Below are 21,443 nucleotides of genomic sequence, written 5' to 3'. Positions count from 1 at the left end.
GCGCGCTCCGGCTGCCGCTGTGCGGAAAGTGATTATAGACGGCACTTTCGGCGCCGGGTTACGCTCGGTTCGATCAGAAGAGAAGGGGAGGTCGCCATGCTGCGCCGAATGACGAGAAACCGGTGGATGTATTTGCTGCTGCTGCCGGGATTGGCTTATTTTATCGCTTTCAAATACGTGCCGATGTGGGGCATTATCATCGCTTTTCAACAATACCAACCGTTCAACGGGATTTGGCACAGCCCTTGGGTAGGCACGGACCACTTCGAGCGGCTGTTCGGCGATCCGCTGTTCTGGCGGCTGTTCCGCAATACGATCGTGCTGGCGATTTACAACATCGTATTCTTTTTCCCGCTGCCGATTGTGCTGGCGCTGATGCTAAACGAGCTGCGGAAAGAATGGTTCAAGCGGACGGTCCAAACGCTGGTTTATGTGCCGCACTTCGTTTCGTGGGTCGTCGTGGCGGGCATCGCCCAACTGGTTTTTACGACCGAGGGCGGCATGGTGAACGAATGGCTCGTTTCGGCCGGCTTCGAGAAAATCCCGTTCCTGCTGAGCGAAGGCTGGTTCCGGCCGCTGGCGGTCGGCGAAGTGGTGTGGAAGGAAACCGGCTGGGGGACGATTATTTTCCTCGCGGCGCTGGCCGGCATCGACCCGAGCTTGTACGAAGCGGCGCGTATCGACGGAGCCAGCCGGTGGCGGCAACTGCTGCACATCACGCTTCCGGCGATCCGCAGCACGATCGTTATTCTGCTCATTTTGCGGCTCGGCAGCTTTCTGGACACCGGCTTCGAGCAAATTTTCCTGATGGTCAATCCGATGAACCGCTCGGTGGCGGAAGTGTTCGACACGTACGTCTACACGATCGGCATTACGCAAGGACAGTATAGCCTCAGTACGGCGGTCGGGCTGTTCAAATCGGTTGTCGGCCTCGTGCTCGTCGCCGGCGCCAACGCGCTGAGCCGACGGCTGGGCGAGGAAGGCGTGTATTAAGATGATGGATAAAGAGGTGCATTCGCAATGAAACGCGCTACTGCCTTTTCCCGTCTGTTCGACGGCCTCAATATGACGGTGCTCGCCGTGCTCGGCATACTGACCATTATTCCGTTTATCTGGATCGTTGCCGGTTCGTTCACCGCTTCCGAAGAGCTGCTGCGCAAGCAGATTGTTTTCTTCCCCGAGCAGTGGTCGCTGGACGGGTATCGTTACGTGTTCTCCGCGTCGACGATTCTGCGCAGCCTGCTCGTCACGATCGGCGTGACGGTATGCGGCACGCTGCTCAACCTGCTGTTCACGGTGACGACCGCGTATCCGCTCGCGCGGCGCGATCTCGACGGACGGCGGCCCGTCATGTTCCTGATCGTGTTCACGATGCTGTTCAGCGGCGGCATGATTCCGACGTTCCTGATCGTCAAGGCGTTCGGCCTGATCAACAGCCCGCTGTCGCTCGTCGTCCCGGGGCTGATCAGCGCCTTCAACCTGGTCGTCATCAAAAACTTTTTCCAACAACTGCCCGAAGGTCTGGAGGAAGCGGCCAAAATCGACGGCTGCCACGACATCATGGTGCTGTTCCGCATCGTGCTGCCCTTGTCGTTGCCGGCGCTGGCCACCTTTTCGCTGTTTTATGCGGTTGGCCACTGGAATTCGTATTTTCAGGCGGTGCTGTATATCAACGATTCGCATTGGTGGCCGATCCAGGTATGGCTGCGGCAAATCGTCATTCTCTCCCAAGGCTCCGGCATCGGCGATTCGAGCCAACTGGACGCGGAGTTCGCCATTCCGCCCGCGCCAGTGCTGAAGATGACGGTCATCGTCATCTCCACCGTGCCGATCCTGCTCGTCTACCCGTTCCTGCAGAAGCATTTCGCCAAGGGAGTGCTGCTCGGTTCGGTAAAAGGGTAAGGCCGAACACCCCCGGTCCGCAAAGGACGGGGGTTTGCTGCTGTTTTCTACTGCAGCTTCGCGTATTTGTCGTATACGCTCAGCCACAGGGTCGGGAACATATTGATGGTGGCCAAATCGTCGGTGTCCGTTCCGTCCAAATTGAACTTCCCCTCGTTGCGGTTCATGATGTAGTATTGGCCGGACGTATTTTTTTCCAGAAACAGCGCATACCGGCTATTCTGACGAAGCTCGATGTAATCGTCCATGCGCAGCTTCTGCCGCGTTCCCAACGTCGTAAAGGCGAACGTTTCCAGCACGTCGAACGAATCGCCTTCTTTCAGCGCCAGATCGGACGGAGCCTTGACGACCTTTTCCACGACCAGCTTCGTTTCCGTATAGAAATCCTCGATGATCCCTCGTGCGTCCCAATCGTCAGCCGCGCGTTGCGGCGAATACGATGAATGCGATCGGCAGCAGCAGGATGGCGCCGAGGATGATCCAACTGAGCGGGTGGGCCATGTTGAACGTCGAGCCGATGCCGATGCGTTTCGGCACGAGCAGCGCCGGATTGTCGCGGTTGAAGTAAAAGATGTCGCCCCGCCAGTAGCGGTCCTCGCCTTCGGCTCCGGAGACCGATCCTTTGCCGCGGGCCAGGTAAATGGGCAAGCCGATGGCGCCGGCAATGACGATCACCGGCAGCAGAAACGCGACCCACTTTGCGGCGCCCAGCGAGCCGCCGAACAGCGAGGTCGCCTGCAAGTAGCCGATCAACACGACGATCGGCAGCGAAATCGCCATCATCATGATGATTGCCGAGCGGTTCATGCGCCCGGCCGCCGCCTCCGGGGTGCCGGGTGCGACCAGGGCGCCGCTCCGCGCCGCGAAGCGGATGATGCCGTCGATGAACGTGAACAGCAGCAGGAGACCAAGCTGGATGAAATTCGGCAGGAAGACGGTGCCGATCGACTTGGCTTCATATCGATCCGGCTGTCCGCTGACGCCGAAATGGGCGGGCACCGGGTCGGGAATGCGATCCCAGAACACAATAGCCGCCAGTGCCGAAAGCGCGACGACGAGAAGGTGAAGCAAGTACCAGCGGGCGCGGGGAATGGGGGTGTTGGACATGGAAATCGCCTCCTTTGTCTCCAGTATACCCGATTGTACGTCAAGCTGGAATCGGCTGGACATTGGTGCGCGTATCTTTTAAAGTTAAATTCAGTATACTTGATGAAATGGGGACAGGAGTCTTGGACAAGTGGAGCGGCAAAAGCTGGGCGACGCTCGGCGACAGCATCACCGCGGCAAACGGCTACCAGCCGATCGTAGCGGCGGCGCTTGGCTTCGCGCGCGTGGACAATTACGGCAAGAGCGGTTGTCCGATGACGGCCGGCGGGGAAAGGGATGCAGGCTCGACGTTGCGCGTGGGGCTGGCGATTGCGTCCCCGTACGACTGCGTCACGATTTTCGCGGGTACGAACGATTACCGACTCGGCAAGCCGCTTGGTACGGTGAACAGCCGGGACGAGCTGACGTTTTACGGGGCGTATCGCACCGTGGTGGAGCATCTGCTGTCGGTTCATCCGGCGTGCCGGATCAGCTTGTGGACACCGCTGCAGCGGGACAAGGACGGCTATGATACGGAGCGGCTCAACGACGCCGGCTGCCGGCTTCCCGACTATGCGCAGGCCGTCCGCGACATCGGCAAGCTGTATGCGCTGCCGGTGCTCGATCTGTACGAGGAAAGCGGCTTCAACATGCTCACCTTGGACTACTTGACGAGCGATCGGCTGCATCCGAACGAATACGGGCACAAGCGGATCGCGTCGATGGCGATTTCGTTTCTGCAGCGGTTGTAGGATGAGGGGGGCGTAAGAGTCCGCGGCTTTTTTATGCGAGAGGGCGCTTGGTTCCCGTGCAGGTTTTGTGGTAGAATGGATGATGCTGTGGCCCCGTAGCTCAGTGGATAGAGCACACGTTTCCTAAACGTGGTGTCGGATGTTCGAGTCATCTCGGGGCCGCCATGTTGGCGCCGATTTTTTTCTCCGCATGGAGGTTGAAATCGTTCGGCAATCGTAGTATCATAGAAATCCGGAAGACATGATGCGGTGCGAATCGCTCGTGCGGGACATTATCGAGACGTGGCTCAGCTTGGTAGAGCGCTTGGTTCGGGACCAAGAGGTCGCAGGTTCAAATCCTGTCGTCTCGACCACCATACAAACAACGGAATCGCAGCTTACGGGCTGCGGTTTTTTTGCATATCTTGAGTGGCCAGCTTTCTTGCTGGGCAACCCAAATAGCCCATGAAAAATGGCCTATTTCACAAGGGGGCAGTTGGCGGATGAACCCTACAACCGATTATATGGGTACTGCCGCGGCAGGTTGATCCGGAACACCGTTTCCACGTTGGGCGTACTGCTCATCTCCACGCTGCCTTGGTGGGCAAGAGCAATGTCCTTGACAATAGCCAGGCCAATCCCCAGTCCCTCTCCCTGTCTTCCGCTGTCCACCCGGTAAAAACGCTCATAAATATGAGCTTGATGTTCCGGGGCGATTCCTTTTCCTTTATCCTTCACGATTACGCTCACGGTATGATCGTCCGCCGTCAAGTGAATGCCGAGGTAACGGCCCTCTTTTCCATATCGGATCGCATTATCGATCATATTCCGCAGCGCTCTTTCCGTGAGCGGCGCGTCAATCGGGAGATGAATATCTTCATCCGGGATTTCGATATCCAGTTCAATGTGATCGCCGTCCAGAATCATGATATATTCGGCCGCCATTTTGCGCACGAGCTCGGATATGTTGTGAGTCTCCAAACGAATGGCCAGGTCGCCCGCATCATGGCGGGAAATGTCCAGCATCTGGTCCAGCAGCTTGTCCATGTAACGGCACCGTTGCAGAATGATTTTGGCTCTGGCCTGGAGTTCTTTCTGGTCCTTGTAATTGCCGGTGCGAATCATTTCGGCGCAGCCGAGCATCGTCGTCAGCGGCGTTCGCAGATCGTGCGACAGATTGGACAGCAGCAGCTTGCGCTTGCTCTCGAACTGCTGAATTTCCGCAAATTGGGTTCGAATCCGATTCGCCATCGAATTATAATGCCGCGTCAGCTGGCCAAGCTCGTCTTTAGATGTATCTATCAATTCCACAAGAGGAGAATCGCTCTGGATATTGAGCCGATTCAGAGCGAGGTTCAGTTTGCGAATGCGTTTATTGAGAAAGGAGAACAACCACAGGGCCACCAGAAAAGGCAACAAGAACGACAGAAACAGCGGCAACACCAAGGTGAGCAGCGATGTCGTCTTGCGAATGAGAAAATAAACCTCGCCTTGCTTCATTTCGGAGGCCGGAATGCTGATGAGCAGGAAATACGATTGCCCGTCCTTTGTTGCGGGTGTGAGGATAGGAACGTTGTCTTCCTTGAAATATTTCTCCGGCATATTCTTCATCAGCATCGCCAGGTCGTGAAAAGTAAAGGTCGGATTAAGCCCCGCCGTATCGTAAAGGGACTGTCCTTGATCGTTTATCCATAGAAAGCGGATGGCCGGGTGTTGTTCGCGCGCGCGCTCCAAGGTTCTTTTCAGCGCGTCTGCACCGAAATCAGGCTGTTCCTCGATCGAATCGACAATCGATTGCGCAAGCGGATTCAACTCCAATAGCGCGTACCCTTTGTTCGCCGCTTTCCCGATCCAAACGGTCATATAGCCGAACAACACCATACTTAATGCGGCGCTAAGTACAAGCGACAACCACAGCTTGGTGCGCAATTTCATATTCCGGCTCCCGTCAACCGGTAACCGACGCCGCGTACCGTTTGAATTTCCCAGGAAGATTGCGCTTGCTCCAGCTGTTTGCGCAGCCGGCTCATGTATACGCTCAAGTTATTGTCATCGTACCGCTCATGCTGCCAGACCTGCTGATAAATTTCGAGCTTGGTCATGACGCGGTCCGGATTTTGCATGAAAAGTTGCATCAGTCCGCATTCGATCATCGTCAAGGAAATCTTCTCATTATAGATGAGCAGCGTAAAATTATCGAGATCCAGTGTCATCGGGCTCAAGCGAATGGCCAAAGGGGAATGGTTCGTGAGCGGGTATCGCCTGCGCAGAACGGCTTGAATGCGGGCCATCAACTCCAGCGGGCTGAAGGGCTTGGTCATATAATCGTCCGCCCCGAGGCCAAGCGTGGCGATCTTGTCTTGTTCCTGCCTTCTTGCGCTGACCACGATCGTCATGGTGTCCATTCGGCGGTGATGCAAATAGCGCAGAACCTCGAAACCGTCGCGGTCATCCATCATGAGGTCAAGAATGATGACGTCCACCGGCGCCGTTTCCAGCTGTTCAATCGCTTGCCGCCCGGACTCGGCTTCGATCGGGTGCATGCCCGCTTGTTCGATATGGGTACGGATCAATTCGCGAATTTGCGGATCGTCGTCAACCACGAGAATGCGTTCCATTTATCGTCGTCACCGCCAAAGATTTCAGATTAGCTTATCATAGCACGATTCCTCCGGAATTTGTCTTTGCGAGGGCGATGATGTCGAATCCTTTAAGATTGCTTTAAGAGTTCCGGGCATATCGCCGATAAAAACGATTCGCCTGCAAGGCGGTTTTTCTGCGGGGCCGCCCGCTTTACCTTTTGCTCACGACATTCTGTTCGTAGGCGGCTTCTTGTTCGGCGCTCGCTTGAGGAAGCGTCATGCCTTTCTCCCAGATGACAATCCGGTCGCCTTTCCCTCTTCCCTCGTAGAAGATCGCGGTAATGTCCCCGGTGCTGCCCGGATTGCGCAGATTTACCCATCTTTCGGGCAGGGCGACGCTGCTGGCGGATTGGCCCGGAGAGAAGCGCCTGTGTTCGTAGAGCCGGAAGATGTCCGAATTGCCGTCGTTGGTCGCGGTAACGTTGCCCAGGTAGCCCTTCACGCTCGTCGAGATCCGGTAATGAATCGAACCGTCCTTCATCTGATACACATCGCTGATCGTGACTTGACTGCTTGGAACCGGGAACTGCCTTTGACTAATATAAGAAACGACACCGGCAAAAATCGTGATGGCGACCAGCACACTGATCGAAGCGATTATCCATTGGCGGCGCTTGATTTTTTTCAAAAAATTGATCTGCTTCTCCGTGGCCTTGTCGACCGGCTGGACTTCGTTCGTCATGGTCGCCAGTTCCTTTTTGCAATTGCTGCACGATGACAAATGCTCTTCAATCGCGCTTGTCGTCAAGTCGCTGGTCAAGCCTTCAATATAGCTCGGCAGAAGGTCCTGCACGACGTTGCAATCCAGTTTATGACCCATTTCGTTCCCTCTCCTTCATCATCTTTTGTTTGCCCCGGTAAAAGGTTACGCGAGCCCACGTTTCGCTTTGCCCCACGATTTCCCCGATTTCGGAAAAGCTTAAATCGCCGGAAAGACGCAAATACATCACTTCTTTTGTTTTTTCGTCGAGTCGGTGCAGCAGGCGAAACATCGCGAGCTTCTCCTCGTTCTGCAGCACATCGGCTTCGATGTTCTGCCCGGCGGGAAGTGGGAATTCCAGCTCATGGATCGTAAGAGAGTTCCTTTTCTTGTGCTTGCTCAACTCTTTATACCAAGCCCGCTTGGCGATTTGGCATAACCAGACGGACATTTTGCAGTCGCCGCGAAAATGGTGAATCGTTTTCATGGCCTGGTAGAACGTTTCCTGGGTAAGCTCTTCGGACAGCTCGGCATGCTGCGTGAGGCTGTACAAGAATTTATAAACGGTTTGAGCATACGTTTCATAAAGATGCTCCATACTTTCCATCCCTTCACCTCCCACACCATAAGTGCGATCTTGCGGCACTTCGTTACAGGCTTGCACAACTTTTTTTCGGATGAGGCGATGAGATGGGGGAGGAAGGGGATGAAGGGGAAACGCGCCAATCGTCAGGGGTGAAAATGGGGGACGGTCCTATCCGGAGAGGAGGGCCGCCGCCTCGGCGGTTTGTCTCCCTCTCCACGAGTCGGCAAAAAAACATATGGATAGATAACCGGAGGATCGTGGAACGTGGATAGATTCACAATGCTTTTCGGAAAAATAGATATGAGTCCGACGCACCCGCCCACTTGATGACGATGCGCAGTCCTTGACCATACAGCTGCTTCAGCGGCTGCCAGTTTCCGGGCACACGAAGGAGATCCGGTCTGGCAAGCTTTCCCGGATCTTGCATGTAAAGTGCGTATGGGTAGAAATCCCATTCGCCATTCAACGGGATTGCCCGGTTCGACGAAAGGTCCCACTTCGTCAAATCGAGGGCGCCCTGAATGGCGTAGGGATGGGAGGGCGGAGCCATCACGGCGATCCAGACGAGGCGGATGCCGGTGATGGCAGTCAGGAACGCAACCAGGATGAGCGCGAAATGCTTCGTTTTCATAACCAGCTGCATTCGACGGCCCAATGGGATATTCCTTCGACCGCGCCGGGCTTCGGGCAGCTTAATCGCCGACGATCGTCAACTCCGGCATCCGGCTGCCGACAAGGGCGGCGACTTGCTTGCCGAAAGCGGCGGCGTTCGGCAGTTGGTCCGTGCCGGCGTCGCGGAGCGGGACAATTCGGAACTGTCGCCAGTTCGTCATGTGGATCCAGGTCGGCAGGAAACGGGGATTGCTCACCGTTACGGTACCGCCCCGCTTCTCGATGTCGAGCTGCAGAATGCCGCCGGTTTGCGTTCGTGCGCCGTCCTGCGCGGCGATAAAGTTGCCGAGCGAATAAGCGACGAACGTACGCCGGCCGAATGCCGTTTCGATCCATTCCATCGGCTGCAGCACGTGCGGGTGATGGCCGATGACAATATCGGCGCCGGCCTCCGCCGCGGCGCGGGCGAACTGCTCTTGCGCTTCGCTCGGCTCGTCCATGTATTCGACGCCGAAATGCGCGCTGACGATCACCACATCGGCGAGCTTGCGCGCCGCGGCGATGTCGGCCGCCGCCCGGTCGTTGTCGATCAGGTTGACCAGATACGGTTTGCCCTTGGGGACGGGAATGCCGTTCGTGCCGTACGTGTAAGATAAAAAAGCGAAAGTAAGGCCGTTCTTCTCCACGACACGAATGCGCTGCCGGTCGTCCTCGGACAAATAAGCGCCCGTATAAACAAGGCCGAGCCCGTTCAAATAATGAATTTCGTTCGTGATCGCTTCTTCGCCGCGATCGAGCGTATGGTTGTTGGCCAGGTTGACGATATCGAAGCCGACCGCTTTCAGCGTATCCCCTACTTCGTAAGGGCTGTTGAAGCGGGGGTAGTCGGACAAGCCGAGCGCTTCCCCGCCGATGACGCTCTCCTGGTTGACCATGGCGAGATCGGCCGATTCGATGTAGCGTCGGATCGGCTCGAACATGTGCGTAAATTCGTAGCCGCCGCCGGCGACTTGCGCGTCCTTGTAGATGGAGCTGTGGATCAGCACGTCGCCTACTGCCGCCAAGGTTACTTTACGCGCGGCGTCCGAAGGCGACGGCGAAGGAGTCGGCGATGCCGCAGGCGAACCGGACGGCGACGCAACCGGCGCTTCCGTCCCGACCGGGGACGAGCTCGGCGCGCCTCCCGGCTGGGGCGAAGCCCGATCGTCCAGCAGCCGGCAGCCGGGCAGAAGCAGTACGAGCAGCACAAGCAGCGATAGCCCGCCGGCGAATGCGGTCCGGCGATGACGCAGAAGGTTCGTGACGGCACCTCCTCTCGGGTGAATAGGCGTTACCGCGCCGCGTCGGAACGGGACGGATCGCAAGTGTTCCGGTCCGGGCAGGTTAGTGTTCCTCTTTTAGATAGACGATTTGTGTGACAAAATGTTGCAGCGCCGCTTCGCGCTATACCGCCGCGTTTTCCCGCTGCTTCGCCACAAGGCTGCTGTAGACGCGCCCGGAACGCAGCAGCTCGTCGTGCGTGCCTTGCTCGGCGACAGCGCCGCCGTCCATGACGAAGATGCGGTCCGCGTTGCGGATCGTCGACAGCCGGTGGGCGATGATGATCGTCATCCGGCCCTGGCGAAGCCGGTCGAGGCTCTCCTGCACGCGGCGCTCTGTCTCCAGATCGAGCGAAGACGTCGCCTCGTCGAGAATGAGCACCTCCGTGTCGCGCAGCACCGCCCGGGCCAGGGCCACCCGCTGCCGCTGCCCGCCCGACAGCGTTACGCCGCGCTCGCCGATCGTCGTGTCGTAGCCATGCGGCAGCCCGGCGATGAAGTCGTGGATGTGCATCGCCCGGCACACCTCGATCATACGCGCCTCGGACACGTTCTCGCTGCCGAGCAGCAAGTTCGTCCGGATCGTATCGGGGAACAGGTACGGCTCCTGAAAAACGAGCGTGACCCGGCTCATCCAGTCGGACCGGCGAATCGATGCGAGCGGAACGCCGTTGACGTCGATGGTGCCGCCCGTCGGTTCGAAGAAGCGAACGAGCAGCCCGGCGATCGTCGATTTGCCGCCGCCGCTGGCGCCGACAAAGGCGATTTTGCCGCCGGCCGGCAGCGTCAGGTCGAGCCGCTCCAGCACCGGCTGCGCATTGTAGGCGAAGGCCACGCTATCGAATCGGACGGAGCGGATCGGCTCCTGCAGCGGCAGCGTGCCTTCTGGCACCTGCTCCTCGGCGAGCACGTTGCGGACCCGGTCGACGGAAGCCATCTTGCCCGACAGCCCGAGCGCAAACTGGAACAGCCCGCCGATCGAATCCATCATCCGCAGCGTGAACTGGAACGAGATGACGAACATGCCGAGCGACAGCTGCCCCTGCAGCACCAGGGCGCCGCCGAAGCCGAGCACGAACAGCATCGAGCCCCACTTGATCGGATCGCTCAGAATCAGCTGCTTGTTGATGAGCTTGCCTTCTTTCATAATGCTGGCGAAATAGGCGCCGAACTTGCTGCGATACGCTTCCGCTTCCCATTCCTGGCGGTGGAAGGCGATCACCTCGCGCGTCGCGGAGACGCCTTCCTCCAGATGGACGAGCAGCGCGGAACGATGCCGGCTCACTTCGGCGGATACCGCCCGGCGGGCGGGGGCGAACAGGCGCCCGAGCGCGAGGTACAGCGCGCTGAACAGCAGCATTGCGCCGAGCATCCACCCGCTGGCGGATGCCATGATGCCGACGATGATCGCGGCGGTGACGAGCTGCTGCACGAGCCGGGGAAAGTCGGCGCCGATCATATTGGCGCAAACCTGCAAGTCGTTCGAGAAATGGTAGACAAAATCGGCGGTCCGCTTCTGCTGCAGCCGGCCGACCGGAATCCGGTACATATGCCGCATCAGCTCTTCGCTCATGGAAGTGCGCAGCCGTGCGATCGTCAAGTGAATCGCGTGCGGACCGAAAGTGAACAAGAGCGAGTACACGGCATAAGCAGCGGCGATTTCCAGCAGAATCGGCCAGAATCGCTCGTAATGCCCACCGGTGAGCACCTGGTCGATCATCGCCTGGTTCAAGGCGGTGGCCGCCAGGTTGGAGCCGGCCTCGGCCGCCATCAGCAGCAGCGCCAGCAGCAGCAAGCCGCGTGCGCCGGAGGTGTGCGACCATAACCATTTCCAGTTAGCCATGAGCCGCCTCCTTCTCCGCTTCCCGTTCTTGCCCTTGCACCAGGTGTCGGAACGCGCCATCCAGGCGCATCAACTCGTCGTAGGTGCCGATTTCGGCGACGCGGCCGTCCTCGATGACGGCGATGCGGTCAAAGTCTTTCACCGTGCTCAGCCGATGGGCGACAGCGACGACCGTACGGCCGTGCAGCAACGACCCGAACGCTTTCTGCACCTCGGCTTCGCTTGTGTTGTCCAGCGTGGAGGTAGCTTCGTCCAACAGGACGACGGCGGGATTCTTGATCAGCATGCGGGCGATGGCGATGCGTTGTTTCTGTCCGCCCGACAGCTTGACGCCGCGCTCGCCGACGATCGTGTCGTAGCCGTCCGGCAGCGCTTCGATAAAATCGTGCGCGTACGCCGCGCGGGCAGCTGCCACGACCTCGTCTTCGCCGGCCTGCGGGCGGCCGAACTTGATGTTGTCGCGCACCGTCGTACCGAACAAATACGTTTCCTGCATCACGTAGCCGAGCGATTGCCGCAAGGAGGAGAAGGACAGCCGATTCAGCGGCACGCCATCGATCGTGATCTCCCCCTCCTGCGGATCGTAGAAACGGCCGATCAGCTTCAGCACGGTCGATTTGCCGTTCCCGGTCGTGCCGACCAGAGCGAACCGTTCGCCGGGACGCACCTCGAGATCGCACGATTGCAGAACCGGCTTTCCTTGCCCTCCTTGCCGATAAGCGAAAGTCACGCCGCGGAAACGGATATGCCCGCGCGGCTCGCGCCAGTGAACCGGCTGCGCCGCTTCCTCGACCTCGGGCGACTGCCGGACGAACCGGTACAGCCGCTCTGCCTGGTACATCAGCACCTTCTGCTCGGTCACGTTGGTGACGACTGCCGTGAGCCGGTGCATCGCCGTAAAATAATACAAGATGAATGAAACGAACGCGCCTACCGACAGCGAGCCGCCCTTCAGCAAATAGAAGCCGTAAATAAAAATCGCCACCGCCCCGACATTATAGGTCAGCCGGCGGTTCGTGCCGCGCCAGTAAGCGTACCAGTACGTGCGGATCATGCTGGCGTTGAAGGTGGCGACCTTCTCCAGGAAGCGGCGCAAATCCCACGGCTCCGCGGCAAATACGCGCAGCTCCGTCAACGCCGACACGCTTTCGTAAACTTTCTGGTTCTCCGCAACGCGGTGCTCCGACATGACTTTGCCGGTGAGCGACGCTTTGCGCTCCAGCATCGGCCCGAACAGGTAGTAGAGCAGGAAGCAAGGAATCACGACCGCCGTCAGCCGCAAGCTGAGCGACGCCATCATGGCGATGGAGATGAGCGAAAAGATCGAGCCGCTGATCATGAAGGGAAAATGGGTGCGGTACATGTTCTGAAGCGCGGCGACTTCGGTGTTGAGGAAGGACAGCGTTTGCCCGACGGGATTTTGTTCGTAGTAGGCGAAGCCGAGCTTGCGCAAGTGGGTGAAGATCGTATGCTGCAGGTCGCGGGCCGCTTTCTCCTGCAGGTGGCGCTGCAGCAAATTGTTCAGCATGCTGGCGCCCAGCACGAGCAGGATGACACCGCCCAGACCGGCGAGCAGCAGATGGAAGCGTCGCCAATCGCGCTCCGGCACAATCTGGTCGATAAAGGTGCGGATGAATTGCGGCACGATCAGCTCCGCAGCCGACAGGACGCCCATCACGAGCAGAAGCAGGAGGAAGAGGCCGGCGTAAGGCTTCAGGAACGAGACGGACCAGACGTAGACGGGCCAAAGCTTCGGAGGCGCGCCTTCCGGGGCAGCGGGCGAGACGGGAGCGGCAGGCGAAGCGGATGATGCGGGACTGCGGGATTGTGTCTGCAAGCGGCGCACCGACCTTTACGGGAAATGGCACTCGGGTTTCTATATTATGGAATAATAGAAAGGTTGTCAACAGTTAGTTGCCGATTCGCCGCCGGCAAAACGGCGGACTGCCGCGGACGCCTATTCCGCTGCCGCGTCCGCCGACTTCGCCCGTTCCCGCCGCAAGCCGCGGAAGAAGTCGCTCAGCAGCGCCGCGCATTCTTCCTGCAGGACGCCGGAGACGACGTCCGTGCGATGGTTGAAGCGCTCCTCCTGCAGCAGGTTCATCAGCGTGCCCGCGCAGCCCGCCTTCGGGTCGGCGGTGCCGTAAATGACTTGCGTCACGCGCGATTGCACGATCGCCCCCGCACACATTGGGCACGGCTCCAGCGTCACGTACAGCCGGCAGTCGAGAAGCCGCCAAGCGCCAAGCGCCTCGCTCGCCTGGCGGATGGCGATCATTTCGGCGTGGGCGGTCGGGTCCAGCGACGTTTCGCGAAGATTGTGCCCGCGGCCGATAATCGCGCCGCCCTGCACAATCACGGCGCCGATCGGCACCTCGCGGATCGCTTCCGCCTTGCGCGCTTCGGCGATCGCTTCGCGCATCCAGTATTCGTGGGTATCGCAATCGGATGCGAATAGTTCCATGGCGACAGCTCCTTTTCCACAAGTTATCTACAGGTTGTTCACAAGTTTATGTGGATAAACCGGAACGAACATGTATTCGTTGTTAACATGCTGGGGATAACCCGGTGGATAAGTGGGGGTGTTATGCACATTTGCAGGTCAAACTTGTGGGAAAAGCCGGGATAACTCACCGATTACGCACATGAATCGGCTTCACTTTCTCTATTGTACGGCGGCGTTCCGCCGCACGGCAAGTTGTGGACAACCGGTGCAGTCGACAAAATGAAATAAGTTCGGCAATATTTCATGAAAATTAATGAAATATCAATTGAAACCGGAGAAAAAATTGACTATACTGAACGTAATTTCATCGTTTCGATCAAGGCAAACTTGCCGAAAGGCAAGGACGCAAAGCCGAGGGTCTACCGCCCGGATTCGCTTCCGGACCATGACAGCCTGGCTGCCGAAGGGAAGTCGAGCATTTTTTCGCGTACAACGCGTACATTCGGCCGCTTCGTTCCAGAAGCGGTCTTCTCTTTTTTCTTCCATTCTCCATGAAAGGTGGTCTTCCAATGTCGAACAGCGCCGCGAACTCTGTCCGCATGGAGGCGGGCGACGGCAAGCCGCTGCCGGCTGCCACGATCTTGCTTAACAGCCGCACGGTCGTCGAGCGGAAGGATTTCGTTTCCACCGGCATCTTGATCCACTTGGAAGGCGACATGCTCGAAATCGAGATGGGCGAAAGCAAGCGCTATGAGCTCGGCGACTCGGTGCGGATCGCGATTTATTCGCCGATCGGGCTGTGCATGTTTCAATCGACGGTGATCGCCAAGGACGACGAGACGCTCATCGTCATCAATCCGCCGGAGAACCGCCGGAAGTTCGCCGAGAAGCGGGAGCATCCTCGCGTCGACATCGAACGTCCCGGACACGTGCACGCGATTGAAACGGCCGGAGATGCAGGGGGATCAAGCGAGCAAACGATTCCGTTCACGGTCAACAACATGAGCGTCAGCGGCATCGGGTTCACGATCGAAGGCGAATGGAGCATTCCGGAGAAAGCCAAGGTCGGCTTAACCGTGCAGCTGGAGAAACCGCTGGTGTGCGAAGTGGAAATTGTGCGCCGCGACTCGGCGGCGAACGGCGTTTACTACGGGGCGAGATTCGTCGAGCTGTCCAAGGATTCGCTGAACACGCTGCGAGGTTTCGTGCTTCGGGCGCAAGTGGAATCGCATGCGAGCCGCAAGAAGACGGAGACGAAGAAGCGGACGTTCAAATAAAACCCGGCGCAAACAGAACCACCCCGGAAATGGATCTTGAGGTCCGTTGCCGGGGGTTCTTCTGCCGGTTATGTCGATTGAATCTCGATTTCGCTGCCGCGCGCCGCCGACTCGTAGATCGCTTCAATCAGCGACAAGGCGCGCAGTCCGTCTTCGCCGGCAACCAGGGGACGCCGTCCTTGTCCGGCGCTGTCCAGCCAGTCGGCGATTTGCCGCTTGTGCTGGTCGATCGGGAAGTCGTTCGGAATCGCCACTCCCCCCGGATGGAAATCGTCGCCCGGCGACTCGGGCGGTTCCACGCCGGGAACGGTCCAATGCACGATCCGGTTCGCCTCCAGCTTGATCGTGCCTTTGCTGCCGTACAGATGCAAGCTCTGCGGGAACCCGGGCTGCAGGTTCGTCGAGGCCAGCAGCTTGCCGAATGCTCCGTTCCTGAACGTAATGAGCGCCAGCCCAAAATCCTCCGCTTCCATCTGGTGGAGTTGCGTTGCCGTTTTGGCGAATACCGACTTCGCCTCTCCCGCCATCCACAGCATCAAATCGATAATGTGGATTCCCTGGTTCATCAGCGCTCCGCCGTCCTCTGCAATCGTGCCCCGCCAGGAAGCCGAATCGTAGTACGCCTGATCGCGCCAGTAAGGGCAGGCTGCCTCGACGAACAGCAGCTCGCCGATAGCGCCGGACGATACCGCTTGTTTGATCGCCGTCGTCTGCGGCTCGAAGCGGCGCTGCGATACGACGGCAAGCGTCAGCCCGCGGCTCGCGGCTTCCGCGATCATGGCCCGGGCTTGCTGCGCGTTCATTGCCAGCGGTTTCTCCACCAGCAGATGTTTGCCTGCCTGCAGCACCTCCATTCCGATGGCGTAATGGCTGCCGCTGCTCGTCGTCACGCATACCGCGTCGACATCCGGGTGCTGCAGCAGCTCCCGGTAATCGGTTGTCCACAAGCAGCCTTCCCGTTCGCCAATGGCACGCGCGCGTTCGGCGCTCCGGCTATGAATGCCGATCAGCCGCGCTTGTTCCAGTTCCTGCACGGATTTCAGATGAAAACTCCCGATCCCGCCGCATCCGATCACGGCGACTCCCCAGCATTTCATGTCGGCTTCGCTCCCTTCAATAAGCGCAGTGCAGGATAAGCACAGTATAAGCGCAGTATAAGAGTTGCCGCCGGGAGCCGTCTAGTGAATCGTTGTTCGGCGCAAGACAATATTTGTCTTCCTCCTCCGCTGAAAGAAGCGATGCCGACGCAAAAAGGACGACGGCCGGCAGCCGTTCGTCCCTTTTCGCGCATGGCAGCATTACAGGATGCGGCGGCGGACAAGCACGATGCGGAAGCCGCTGCGGAAGACGATGCGGAACCCGTTTGTCAGCAGGCAGCTCAGGGCAATGAACACCCTTCCGCCGGGGAACAGCGTGCTTGTGCAAGGCCGGGCGCTGCCGATCACACTGACGCTGACGATCCGCCTCACGCCGTTCACGCGAACGAAACGGATGATGACCACATCGCGGTTTTTGGCGATGGACATCGCAATCACCTCCCTGCGATCGATGGTCGCGAAGGAGCATCGCTGTCGCGAGCAACGGCCCCTTCCATTTACTCTATTCTCGCAATCTAGCAGTTTCGTGGACGGATGGACGAGGAGATTCATTTGATTTGTACGAGGGGCGGCAGCGCGTTTGGCGAGAAAGATGACACCGTTCGGGAAGTGCTATATAATGAATGGAGTCATTTTCAGAAAATTAAGGGGTGTACTTATATATGGCACTGAAAGCCGGCATCGTCGGATTGCCGAATGTTGGAAAATCGACGTTGTTTAATGCAATTACTCAAGCAGGCGCGGAATCGGCCAACTACCCGTTCTGCACGATTGATCCGAACGTGGGCGTGGTGGAAGTTCCCGACGAGCGGCTGGGCAAGCTGGCGGCGATCGTCGATCCGCAGCGGATCGTGCCTACGGCGTTCGAATTCGTCGACATCGCCGGCCTCGTGAAAGGCGCGAGCAAGGGCGAAGGGCTCGGCAACAAGTTTCTTGCCCACATCCGCGAGGTGGATGCGATCGTGCACGTCGTGCGCTGCTTCCAGGACGAGAACATTACGCACGTCTCCGGCACGATCGATCCGATCTCCGATATCGAAACGATCAATCTGGAGCTGATCCTGGCCGATATTGAATCGGTGGAGAAGCGGCTGGAGCGTTCGCGCAAAAACCTCAAGGGCGGCGACAAGAAAGTAGTGGCGGAAGTGGAATGCCTCGAGCGGATCAAGGAAGCGCTGTACGCCGACAAACCGGCGCGCAGTCTCGAGCTGGGCGACGAAGAGAAGCTGCTCGTGCGCGACCTGCATCTGCTGACGATGAAGCCGATGCTGTTCGCCGCCAACGTCAGCGAAGGCGAAGCGGCGAATGCCGACGGCAATCCATACGTGCAGCGCGTGCGCGAGTTCGCGGCGCAGGAAGGCGCCGAAGTCGTGCCGATTAGCGCCAAGGTGGAATCGGAAATCGCCGAGCTGGAAGGCGAGGACAAGGCGATGTTCCTCGAGGAGCTCGGGCTGGCGGAGTCGGGTTTGAACCGCTTGATCCGCGGGGCTTACAAGCTGCTTGGGCTCTATACGTATTTTACGGCCGGCGTGCAGGAAGTGCGTGCCTGGACCATTCGCGCGGGCATCAAAGCTCCGCAGGCGGCGGGCGTCATTCATACGGACTTCGAACGCGGGTTCATCCGGGCGGAGGTCGTCTCTTACGACGATCTTGTCGCTTCCGGCTCGATGAACGGCGCGCGGGAGAAAGGGCAGTTGCGGCTCGAAGGCAAGGAATACGTCGTGCAGGACGGCGATGTCATGCATTTCCGCTTCAACGTCTAGCGCGGCGGGGCGGGGGCATACTGGCAGTACAGGCGCCTTCGGTTGACGGGCGCCTATTTTGGAGCGGAGACAAGAAGAACGTGAAGACGTAAATGAGGTGATGCCCGTGTTGGACCGGTTGCAATCGCTGGCGGACCGCTACGAGAAGCTCAGCGAGCTGCTGTGCGACCCCGATGTGGCGAACGATGCGAAGAAGCTGCGCGAGTATTCCAAGGAGCAGTCGTCGATCCAGGAAGCTTACGAAGCGTATATGGAGTACCGCAGCGTGATGGAACAGCTCGATGCTGCCAAAGAAATGCAGAACGAACAGATGGACGCCGAGATGCGCGAAATGGTGAAGCTCGAAATCGACGAACTGAACGAACGCAAGGAAGAGCTGGAGGAACGGATCAAAATTTTGATGCTGCCGAAAGACCCGAACGACGATAAGAACGTCATCGTCGAAATTCGCGGCGCGGCCGGCGGCGACGAAGCGGCATTGTTTGCCGCGGACTTGTACCGCATGTACACCAAATTCGCCGACGCCCAGGGCTGGCGCGTGGAAGTGCTTGACTCCAGCCTGAACGATCTCGGCGGATTCAAGGAAGTCATCTTCATGGTGACCGGCAAGGGCGCGTACAGCAAGCTGAAATTCGAGAGCGGCGCGCACCGCGTGCAGCGGATCCCGACAACGGAATCCGGCGGACGCATTCATACGTCGACCTCGACCGTGGCGGTGCTGCCGGAAGCCGAAGAAATCGAAATCGAAATCAAGGAAAGCGACATCCGCGTCGATACGTTCTGCTCGAGCGGCGCCGGCGGCCAGTCGGTCAACACGACCAAGTCGGCCGTGCGCGTGACGCATATTCCGACCGGCATCGTCGCTACATGCCAGGACGGCAAGTCGCAGAACTCGAACAAAGACAAGGCGCTGCAAGTGCTGCGCGCCCGCATTTACGACAAGTTCCTGCAGGAGGAGCAGTCGAAGCTGGCCGGCGAACGGAAAAGCAAAGTCGGCACCGGCGACCGCAGCGAACGCATTCGCACCTACAATTTTCCGCAGAGCCGGGTGACCGACCACCGCGTCGGCTTGACGCTGCACCGGCTCGACGCCGTGCTGGACGGCGACATGGAGGAGATCGTGTCGACGCTCACCATGACGGCGCAGGCCGAGCTGCTTGAGAAGGGCGAATCGACGCTGTAACGGTTGCAGCCGAGTCGGGAGATAGTTGGGAGGAGCCTGCAAATGGTCAAGGCAATGACGATTCGGGAAGCCTATTTGCAGGCTTCTTCTTTTTTGCGGGAGCGGGGCGTGACGGACGACGCGTCCTGCGCCGAGCTGCTGCTGCAGCACCTGCTCGGGTGGGACCGCACCGGGCTGCTGCTGCGCTGGGCCGAGCCGTTCCCGGCGGAGCTTGCGGCGCGCTGGGAGCGGCTGCTGGCACGCAAAGCGGCGGGGGAGCCGCTGCAATATATCACGGGGCGGCAGGAGTTTTACGGCTTGCCGTTTCGTGTGACCGGCGACGTGCTTATTCCGCGGCCGGAGACGGAATTGCTCGTCGAGGCTATCGTGGCGCACGGCCGCCGGCTGTGGCCGGACGGCGCGCCGCTGCTGGCCGACGTCGGCACCGGCAGCGGCGCCATCGCCGTCAGCGCCGCGGTGTTGTGCCCGCGCTGGCGCGTCGTCGCTTCCGACTTGTCGGCGGCGGCGCTGGAGGTGGCGCGCGGCAACGCGGAAGCGAACGGCGTCGCGCCGCGGATCGACTGGCTGCGCGGCGACTTGCTCGCCCCGCATATCGAGCGCGGGCTGCGGATCGACATCCTCGTCTCCAACCCGCCGTACATCCCTTCGGGCGACATTGCCGGGCTGCAGACCGAGGTGCGCGACTTCGAGCCGCATACCGCGCTCGACGGCGGAGCGGACGGGCTCGACCTGTACCGGCGCATGATCGGTCAGCTGCGGTCGCTGCCCGCCGTTCCGCGGCTGGTCGGCTTCGAGGTCGGCCAAGGTCAGGCCGCGGATGTCGCGGACATGCTGCGGGCGGCCGGGCACTGGGACGAGGTCGGCGTGGTGGACGATCTCGCCGGCATTGGCCGGCATGTAGTGGCGGTGCGCCCGGCCGCTGGCCCTGCAGCGTCGCAATAGACCGCTTTCTGCCCGGTATCCCCTTGGCTCAACGCTCCGTAGGAGTGGCGATGCCGGGGAAAACAGCCATCGAAGCCGCTCGCGATGCGGACCTGGCTTTGACGGCAGGTTTCCATGCCATGGCGAACCAACATTCCGTGTGCTTGAACGTTTCGCCGTCGTACCTCTATGTTCGTATGCGGGCGGACAAAATAGGCCATAAAAAATGGCTTATTGGCTCCATTTCGCCTGTCGCGTCGGAAATAGCCAGTGAAAACACTGGCTATTAGGGCCGAATGGCTATATTCCGGGCATTTTTACGCGAATAGCCAGTGAAATCATTGGCTATTTCTTGGCTACTGGCCGTTTTTGGCGAAATAAGCCATAAAAAATGGTTTATTTTGATCATTCCCGTACTCGAGCAGGCGGGTTTACACGGCAAGCGCCCTGATCGGGGAGCTTGCGGAGGGATGAGCCGGCGCTCCGTTCCGCTGAAGCCGGAGCCGGGCGCGGCTAACTGCCCGGAAGCTGTCGGGCGTTACCAGGCGACCGGCAGCAAGGATGCCGATGCCCGGTCGAGGTAGAGCGACCATTCGGGGTGCCGCTTCAGCATCGTCGCCGGAACCGTCGGTGTCAATTCGCTCGCGAGCGTCATCTGGATCGCATTCGCCTTGACTTGCCCCGGCACGCACGAAATGATGCGGCGGCAGCGCATGATCTGCTTCACCGTCATCGAAATCGCTTGCGCGGGAACGTCCGCATTCGTCGCGAACCAGCCTTCGCGCACTTGCTGCGCCTTGCAATCTTCGTCCAGATCGACGATTTTGTAGGCCGTGTCGGTGTCAAAATCGGCCGGCGGGTCGTTGAAGGCGATGTGCGCGTTTTCACCGATGCCGATGAGGCCGAGATCGAATGGCGCTTCCGCCGCAGCGGCTTCCAACTCGGCGATCATCCGCGCCGCATCGCCTTCGCCGTCGATCAGATGGGCTTTGCGCAGCGGTACGCGCGAGACGAAGCGCTGCCGCAGGTAGCGGCGGAAGCTGGCCGGATGTGATTCCGGCAAGCCGATATATTCGTCGAGATGGAACATCTCGACAGCGGTCCAATCGAGCTCCTGCTTGACGAAATGCTCGAAAAAAGCGAATTGCGACGCTCCCGTCGACAAAACGACGCGGGCTTTCCCCTGCCGTCCAATCTGTTGCCGAAGCCAGACGGCGGCTTCCTCCGCGGCTCTGCGGCCCAGTTCGTCGGCCGTTTCCAGTATGTTCAGCTGCATGCTTGCCACTCCTTATCGCATTTATAGTAATCGATTACTATTCCGCGTTAAGCTTACCA

Annotated in this window: 22 protein-coding genes, 2 tRNA genes and 1 riboswitch; of the genes, 10 read left to right on the top strand and 14 right to left on the bottom strand. The window is 59.2% G+C overall.

Features of this window, described 5'->3' with window-relative positions; all coding sequences use genetic code 11:
- Positions 1-96 precede the first annotated feature (96 nt).
- The gene (locus EXY20_RS34865; protein ID WP_235886343.1) at positions 97-993 is read left to right on the top strand and encodes an ABC transporter permease; all 897 of its coding nucleotides are present in this window, start codon (positions 97-99) and stop codon (positions 991-993) included.
- A 27-nt stretch (positions 994-1,020) separates the two neighbouring features.
- Positions 1,021-1,902, top strand: a complete 882-nt coding sequence (locus EXY20_RS34860) for a carbohydrate ABC transporter permease (protein ID WP_135557048.1) — start codon at positions 1,021-1,023, stop codon at positions 1,900-1,902.
- A gap of 47 nt (positions 1,903-1,949) precedes the next feature.
- On the opposite strand, the gene EXY20_RS34855 is transcribed toward EXY20_RS34860, so the two are convergent.
- A complete protein-coding gene (locus tag EXY20_RS34855) occupies positions 1,950-2,261 on the bottom strand; it encodes a hypothetical protein (protein ID WP_135557047.1) in 312 nt (103 codons plus the stop codon).
- 55 nt (positions 2,262-2,316) lie between these two features.
- Positions 2,317-3,009: a DUF1648 domain-containing protein gene (locus EXY20_RS34850; RefSeq protein ID WP_167859738.1), complete on the bottom strand. Its 693-nt coding sequence runs from the start codon at positions 3,007-3,009 to the stop codon at positions 2,317-2,319.
- Positions 3,010-3,131: 122 nt separating this feature from the next.
- Here EXY20_RS34850 and EXY20_RS34845 point away from each other — a divergent pair, with 122 nt between their 5' ends.
- The 3 genes from EXY20_RS34845 to EXY20_RS34835 all read left to right on the top strand — a co-directional run bounded on the left by EXY20_RS34845 (position 3,132) and on the right by EXY20_RS34835 (position 4,093).
- Positions 3,132-3,740: an SGNH/GDSL hydrolase family protein gene (locus EXY20_RS34845; protein ID WP_167859737.1), complete on the top strand. Its 609-nt coding sequence runs from the start codon at positions 3,132-3,134 to the stop codon at positions 3,738-3,740.
- 89 nt (positions 3,741-3,829) lie between these two features.
- Positions 3,830-3,905: transfer RNA gene (locus EXY20_RS34840), tRNA-Arg, on the top strand.
- Positions 3,906-4,016: 111 nt separating this feature from the next.
- Positions 4,017-4,093: transfer RNA gene (locus tag EXY20_RS34835), tRNA-Pro, on the top strand.
- Positions 4,094-4,229: 136 nt separating this feature from the next.
- Here the strand turns inward: EXY20_RS34835 and EXY20_RS34830 are convergent.
- The 9 genes from EXY20_RS34830 to tadA form a co-directional block, all read right to left on the bottom strand.
- Complete coding sequence (locus EXY20_RS34830) at positions 4,230-5,654, bottom strand: sensor histidine kinase (RefSeq protein ID WP_135557044.1); 1,425 nt, start codon at positions 5,652-5,654, stop codon at positions 4,230-4,232.
- Positions 5,651-6,337 carry a response regulator transcription factor gene (locus tag EXY20_RS34825; protein WP_135557043.1) on the bottom strand — a complete coding sequence of 229 codons (687 nt, stop codon included), beginning with the start codon at positions 6,335-6,337 and terminating at the stop codon, positions 5,651-5,653. The genes EXY20_RS34830 and EXY20_RS34825 overlap by 4 nt, the downstream gene beginning before the upstream one ends.
- Before the next feature lie 175 nt (positions 6,338-6,512).
- The gene (locus tag EXY20_RS34820; protein ID WP_135557042.1) at positions 6,513-7,181 is read right to left on the bottom strand and encodes a zf-HC2 domain-containing protein; all 669 of its coding nucleotides are present in this window, start codon (positions 7,179-7,181) and stop codon (positions 6,513-6,515) included.
- Positions 7,171-7,707, bottom strand: coding sequence for an RNA polymerase sigma factor (locus EXY20_RS34815; protein ID WP_235886342.1), 537 nt, complete (start codon positions 7,705-7,707; stop codon positions 7,171-7,173). Before EXY20_RS34815 ends, EXY20_RS34820 begins: the two co-directional genes overlap by 11 nt.
- A 214-nt stretch (positions 7,708-7,921) precedes the next feature.
- Complete coding sequence (locus tag EXY20_RS34810) at positions 7,922-8,278, bottom strand: hypothetical protein (protein WP_135557041.1); 357 nt, start codon at positions 8,276-8,278, stop codon at positions 7,922-7,924.
- A 61-nt stretch (positions 8,279-8,339) separates the two neighbouring features.
- Positions 8,340-9,623, bottom strand: a complete 1,284-nt coding sequence (locus EXY20_RS34805; protein WP_235886341.1) for a CapA family protein — start codon at positions 9,621-9,623, stop codon at positions 8,340-8,342.
- Between the two features lie 79 nt (positions 9,624-9,702).
- A complete protein-coding gene (locus EXY20_RS34800; RefSeq protein ID WP_167859736.1) occupies positions 9,703-11,421 on the bottom strand; it encodes an ABC transporter ATP-binding protein in 1,719 nt (572 codons plus the stop codon).
- A complete protein-coding gene (locus EXY20_RS34795) occupies positions 11,414-13,258 on the bottom strand; it encodes an ABC transporter ATP-binding protein (RefSeq protein ID WP_135557039.1) in 1,845 nt (614 codons plus the stop codon). The genes EXY20_RS34800 and EXY20_RS34795 overlap by 8 nt, the downstream gene beginning before the upstream one ends.
- A 120-nt stretch (positions 13,259-13,378) precedes the next feature.
- On the bottom strand, positions 13,379-13,885 hold the full coding sequence (gene tadA, locus EXY20_RS34790; RefSeq protein ID WP_135557038.1) for a tRNA adenosine(34) deaminase TadA: 507 nt from the start codon (positions 13,883-13,885) through the stop codon (positions 13,379-13,381).
- Between the two features lie 352 nt (positions 13,886-14,237).
- Positions 14,238-14,332, top strand: a riboswitch (cyclic di-GMP riboswitch).
- A 104-nt stretch (positions 14,333-14,436) separates the two neighbouring features.
- On the opposite strand from tadA, the gene EXY20_RS34785 reads away from it, so the two are divergent.
- Positions 14,437-15,144, top strand: a complete 708-nt coding sequence (locus EXY20_RS34785) for a PilZ domain-containing protein (RefSeq protein WP_167859735.1) — start codon at positions 14,437-14,439, stop codon at positions 15,142-15,144.
- Positions 15,145-15,212: 68 nt separating this feature from the next.
- Here the strand turns inward: EXY20_RS34785 and EXY20_RS34780 are convergent, their stop codons facing one another.
- Together EXY20_RS34780 and EXY20_RS34775 are read right to left on the bottom strand one after the other, a co-directional pair.
- Entirely contained in the window at positions 15,213-16,241 is a 1,029-nt protein-coding gene (locus EXY20_RS34780; protein ID WP_135557036.1) for a Gfo/Idh/MocA family protein, read from the bottom strand.
- A 201-nt stretch (positions 16,242-16,442) separates the two neighbouring features.
- Entirely contained in the window at positions 16,443-16,670 is a 228-nt protein-coding gene (locus EXY20_RS34775; RefSeq protein WP_135557035.1) for a hypothetical protein, read from the bottom strand.
- Positions 16,671-16,903: 233 nt separating this feature from the next.
- Here EXY20_RS34775 and ychF point away from each other — a divergent pair, with 233 nt between their 5' ends.
- From ychF to EXY20_RS34755, 4 genes are all read left to right on the top strand, one after another.
- A complete protein-coding gene (gene ychF, locus EXY20_RS34770) occupies positions 16,904-18,004 on the top strand; it encodes a redox-regulated ATPase YchF (protein WP_135557034.1) in 1,101 nt (366 codons plus the stop codon).
- A gap of 106 nt (positions 18,005-18,110) precedes the next feature.
- On the top strand, positions 18,111-19,187 hold the full coding sequence (prfA, locus tag EXY20_RS34765; RefSeq protein WP_135557033.1) for a peptide chain release factor 1: 1,077 nt from the start codon (positions 18,111-18,113) through the stop codon (positions 19,185-19,187).
- Positions 19,188-19,229: 42 nt separating this feature from the next.
- On the top strand, positions 19,230-20,129 hold the full coding sequence (gene prmC / locus EXY20_RS34760; protein WP_135557032.1) for a peptide chain release factor N(5)-glutamine methyltransferase: 900 nt from the start codon (positions 19,230-19,232) through the stop codon (positions 20,127-20,129).
- Between the two features lie 50 nt (positions 20,130-20,179).
- Positions 20,180-20,398 carry a hypothetical protein gene (locus EXY20_RS34755; RefSeq protein ID WP_135557031.1) on the top strand — a complete coding sequence of 73 codons (219 nt, stop codon included), beginning with the start codon at positions 20,180-20,182 and terminating at the stop codon, positions 20,396-20,398.
- Positions 20,399-20,646: 248 nt separating this feature from the next.
- Here EXY20_RS34755 and EXY20_RS34750 read toward each other — a convergent pair whose 3' ends face one another.
- Positions 20,647-21,384: a glucosamine-6-phosphate deaminase gene (locus EXY20_RS34750; RefSeq protein WP_135557030.1), complete on the bottom strand. Its 738-nt coding sequence runs from the start codon at positions 21,382-21,384 to the stop codon at positions 20,647-20,649.
- Positions 21,385-21,443: the final 59 nt, after the last annotated feature.

It is taken from the genome of Paenibacillus cymbidii, assembly GCF_004764705.1.
GTDB classification, from domain to species: domain Bacteria; phylum Bacillota; class Bacilli; order Paenibacillales; family NBRC-103111; genus Paenibacillus_AN; species Paenibacillus_AN cymbidii.
This window is presented reverse-complemented; position numbering and strand designations above follow the sequence as displayed.

What these genes read in the sequence shown, in the direction of transcription:
- EXY20_RS34780 (WP_135557036.1), bottom strand. Translation starts at nt 16,241, where the DNA reads ATGAAATGCTGGGGAGTCGCCGTGATCGGATGCGGCGGGATCGGGAGT.
- EXY20_RS34830 (WP_135557044.1), bottom strand. Translation starts at nt 5,654, where the DNA reads ATGAAATTGCGCACCAAGCTGTGGTTGTCGCTTGTACTTAGCGCCGCA.
- tadA (WP_135557038.1), bottom strand. Translation starts at nt 13,885, where the DNA reads ATGGAACTATTCGCATCCGATTGCGATACCCACGAATACTGGATGCGC.
- EXY20_RS34775 (WP_135557035.1), bottom strand. Translation starts at nt 16,670, where the DNA reads ATGTCCATCGCCAAAAACCGCGATGTGGTCATCATCCGTTTCGTTCGC.
- EXY20_RS34865 (WP_235886343.1), top strand. Translation starts at nt 97, where the DNA reads ATGCTGCGCCGAATGACGAGAAACCGGTGGATGTATTTGCTGCTGCTG.
- EXY20_RS34750 (WP_135557030.1), bottom strand. Translation starts at nt 21,384, where the DNA reads ATGCAGCTGAACATACTGGAAACGGCCGACGAACTGGGCCGCAGAGCC.
- EXY20_RS34860 (WP_135557048.1), top strand. Translation starts at nt 1,021, where the DNA reads ATGAAACGCGCTACTGCCTTTTCCCGTCTGTTCGACGGCCTCAATATG.
- ychF (WP_135557034.1), top strand. Translation starts at nt 16,904, where the DNA reads ATGGCACTGAAAGCCGGCATCGTCGGATTGCCGAATGTTGGAAAATCG.
- EXY20_RS34755 (WP_135557031.1), top strand. Translation starts at nt 20,180, where the DNA reads ATGCCGGGGAAAACAGCCATCGAAGCCGCTCGCGATGCGGACCTGGCT.
- EXY20_RS34850 (WP_167859738.1), bottom strand. Translation starts at nt 3,009, where the DNA reads ATGTCCAACACCCCCATTCCCCGCGCCCGCTGGTACTTGCTTCACCTT.
- EXY20_RS34825 (WP_135557043.1), bottom strand. Translation starts at nt 6,337, where the DNA reads ATGGAACGCATTCTCGTGGTTGACGACGATCCGCAAATTCGCGAATTG.
- EXY20_RS34800 (WP_167859736.1), bottom strand. Translation starts at nt 11,421, where the DNA reads ATGGCTAACTGGAAATGGTTATGGTCGCACACCTCCGGCGCACGCGGC.
- EXY20_RS34820 (WP_135557042.1), bottom strand. Translation starts at nt 7,181, where the DNA reads ATGGGTCATAAACTGGATTGCAACGTCGTGCAGGACCTTCTGCCGAGC.
- EXY20_RS34810 (WP_135557041.1), bottom strand. Translation starts at nt 8,278, where the DNA reads ATGAAAACGAAGCATTTCGCGCTCATCCTGGTTGCGTTCCTGACTGCC.
- prmC (WP_135557032.1), top strand. Translation starts at nt 19,230, where the DNA reads ATGGTCAAGGCAATGACGATTCGGGAAGCCTATTTGCAGGCTTCTTCT.
- EXY20_RS34785 (WP_167859735.1), top strand. Translation starts at nt 14,437, where the DNA reads ATGTCGAACAGCGCCGCGAACTCTGTCCGCATGGAGGCGGGCGACGGC.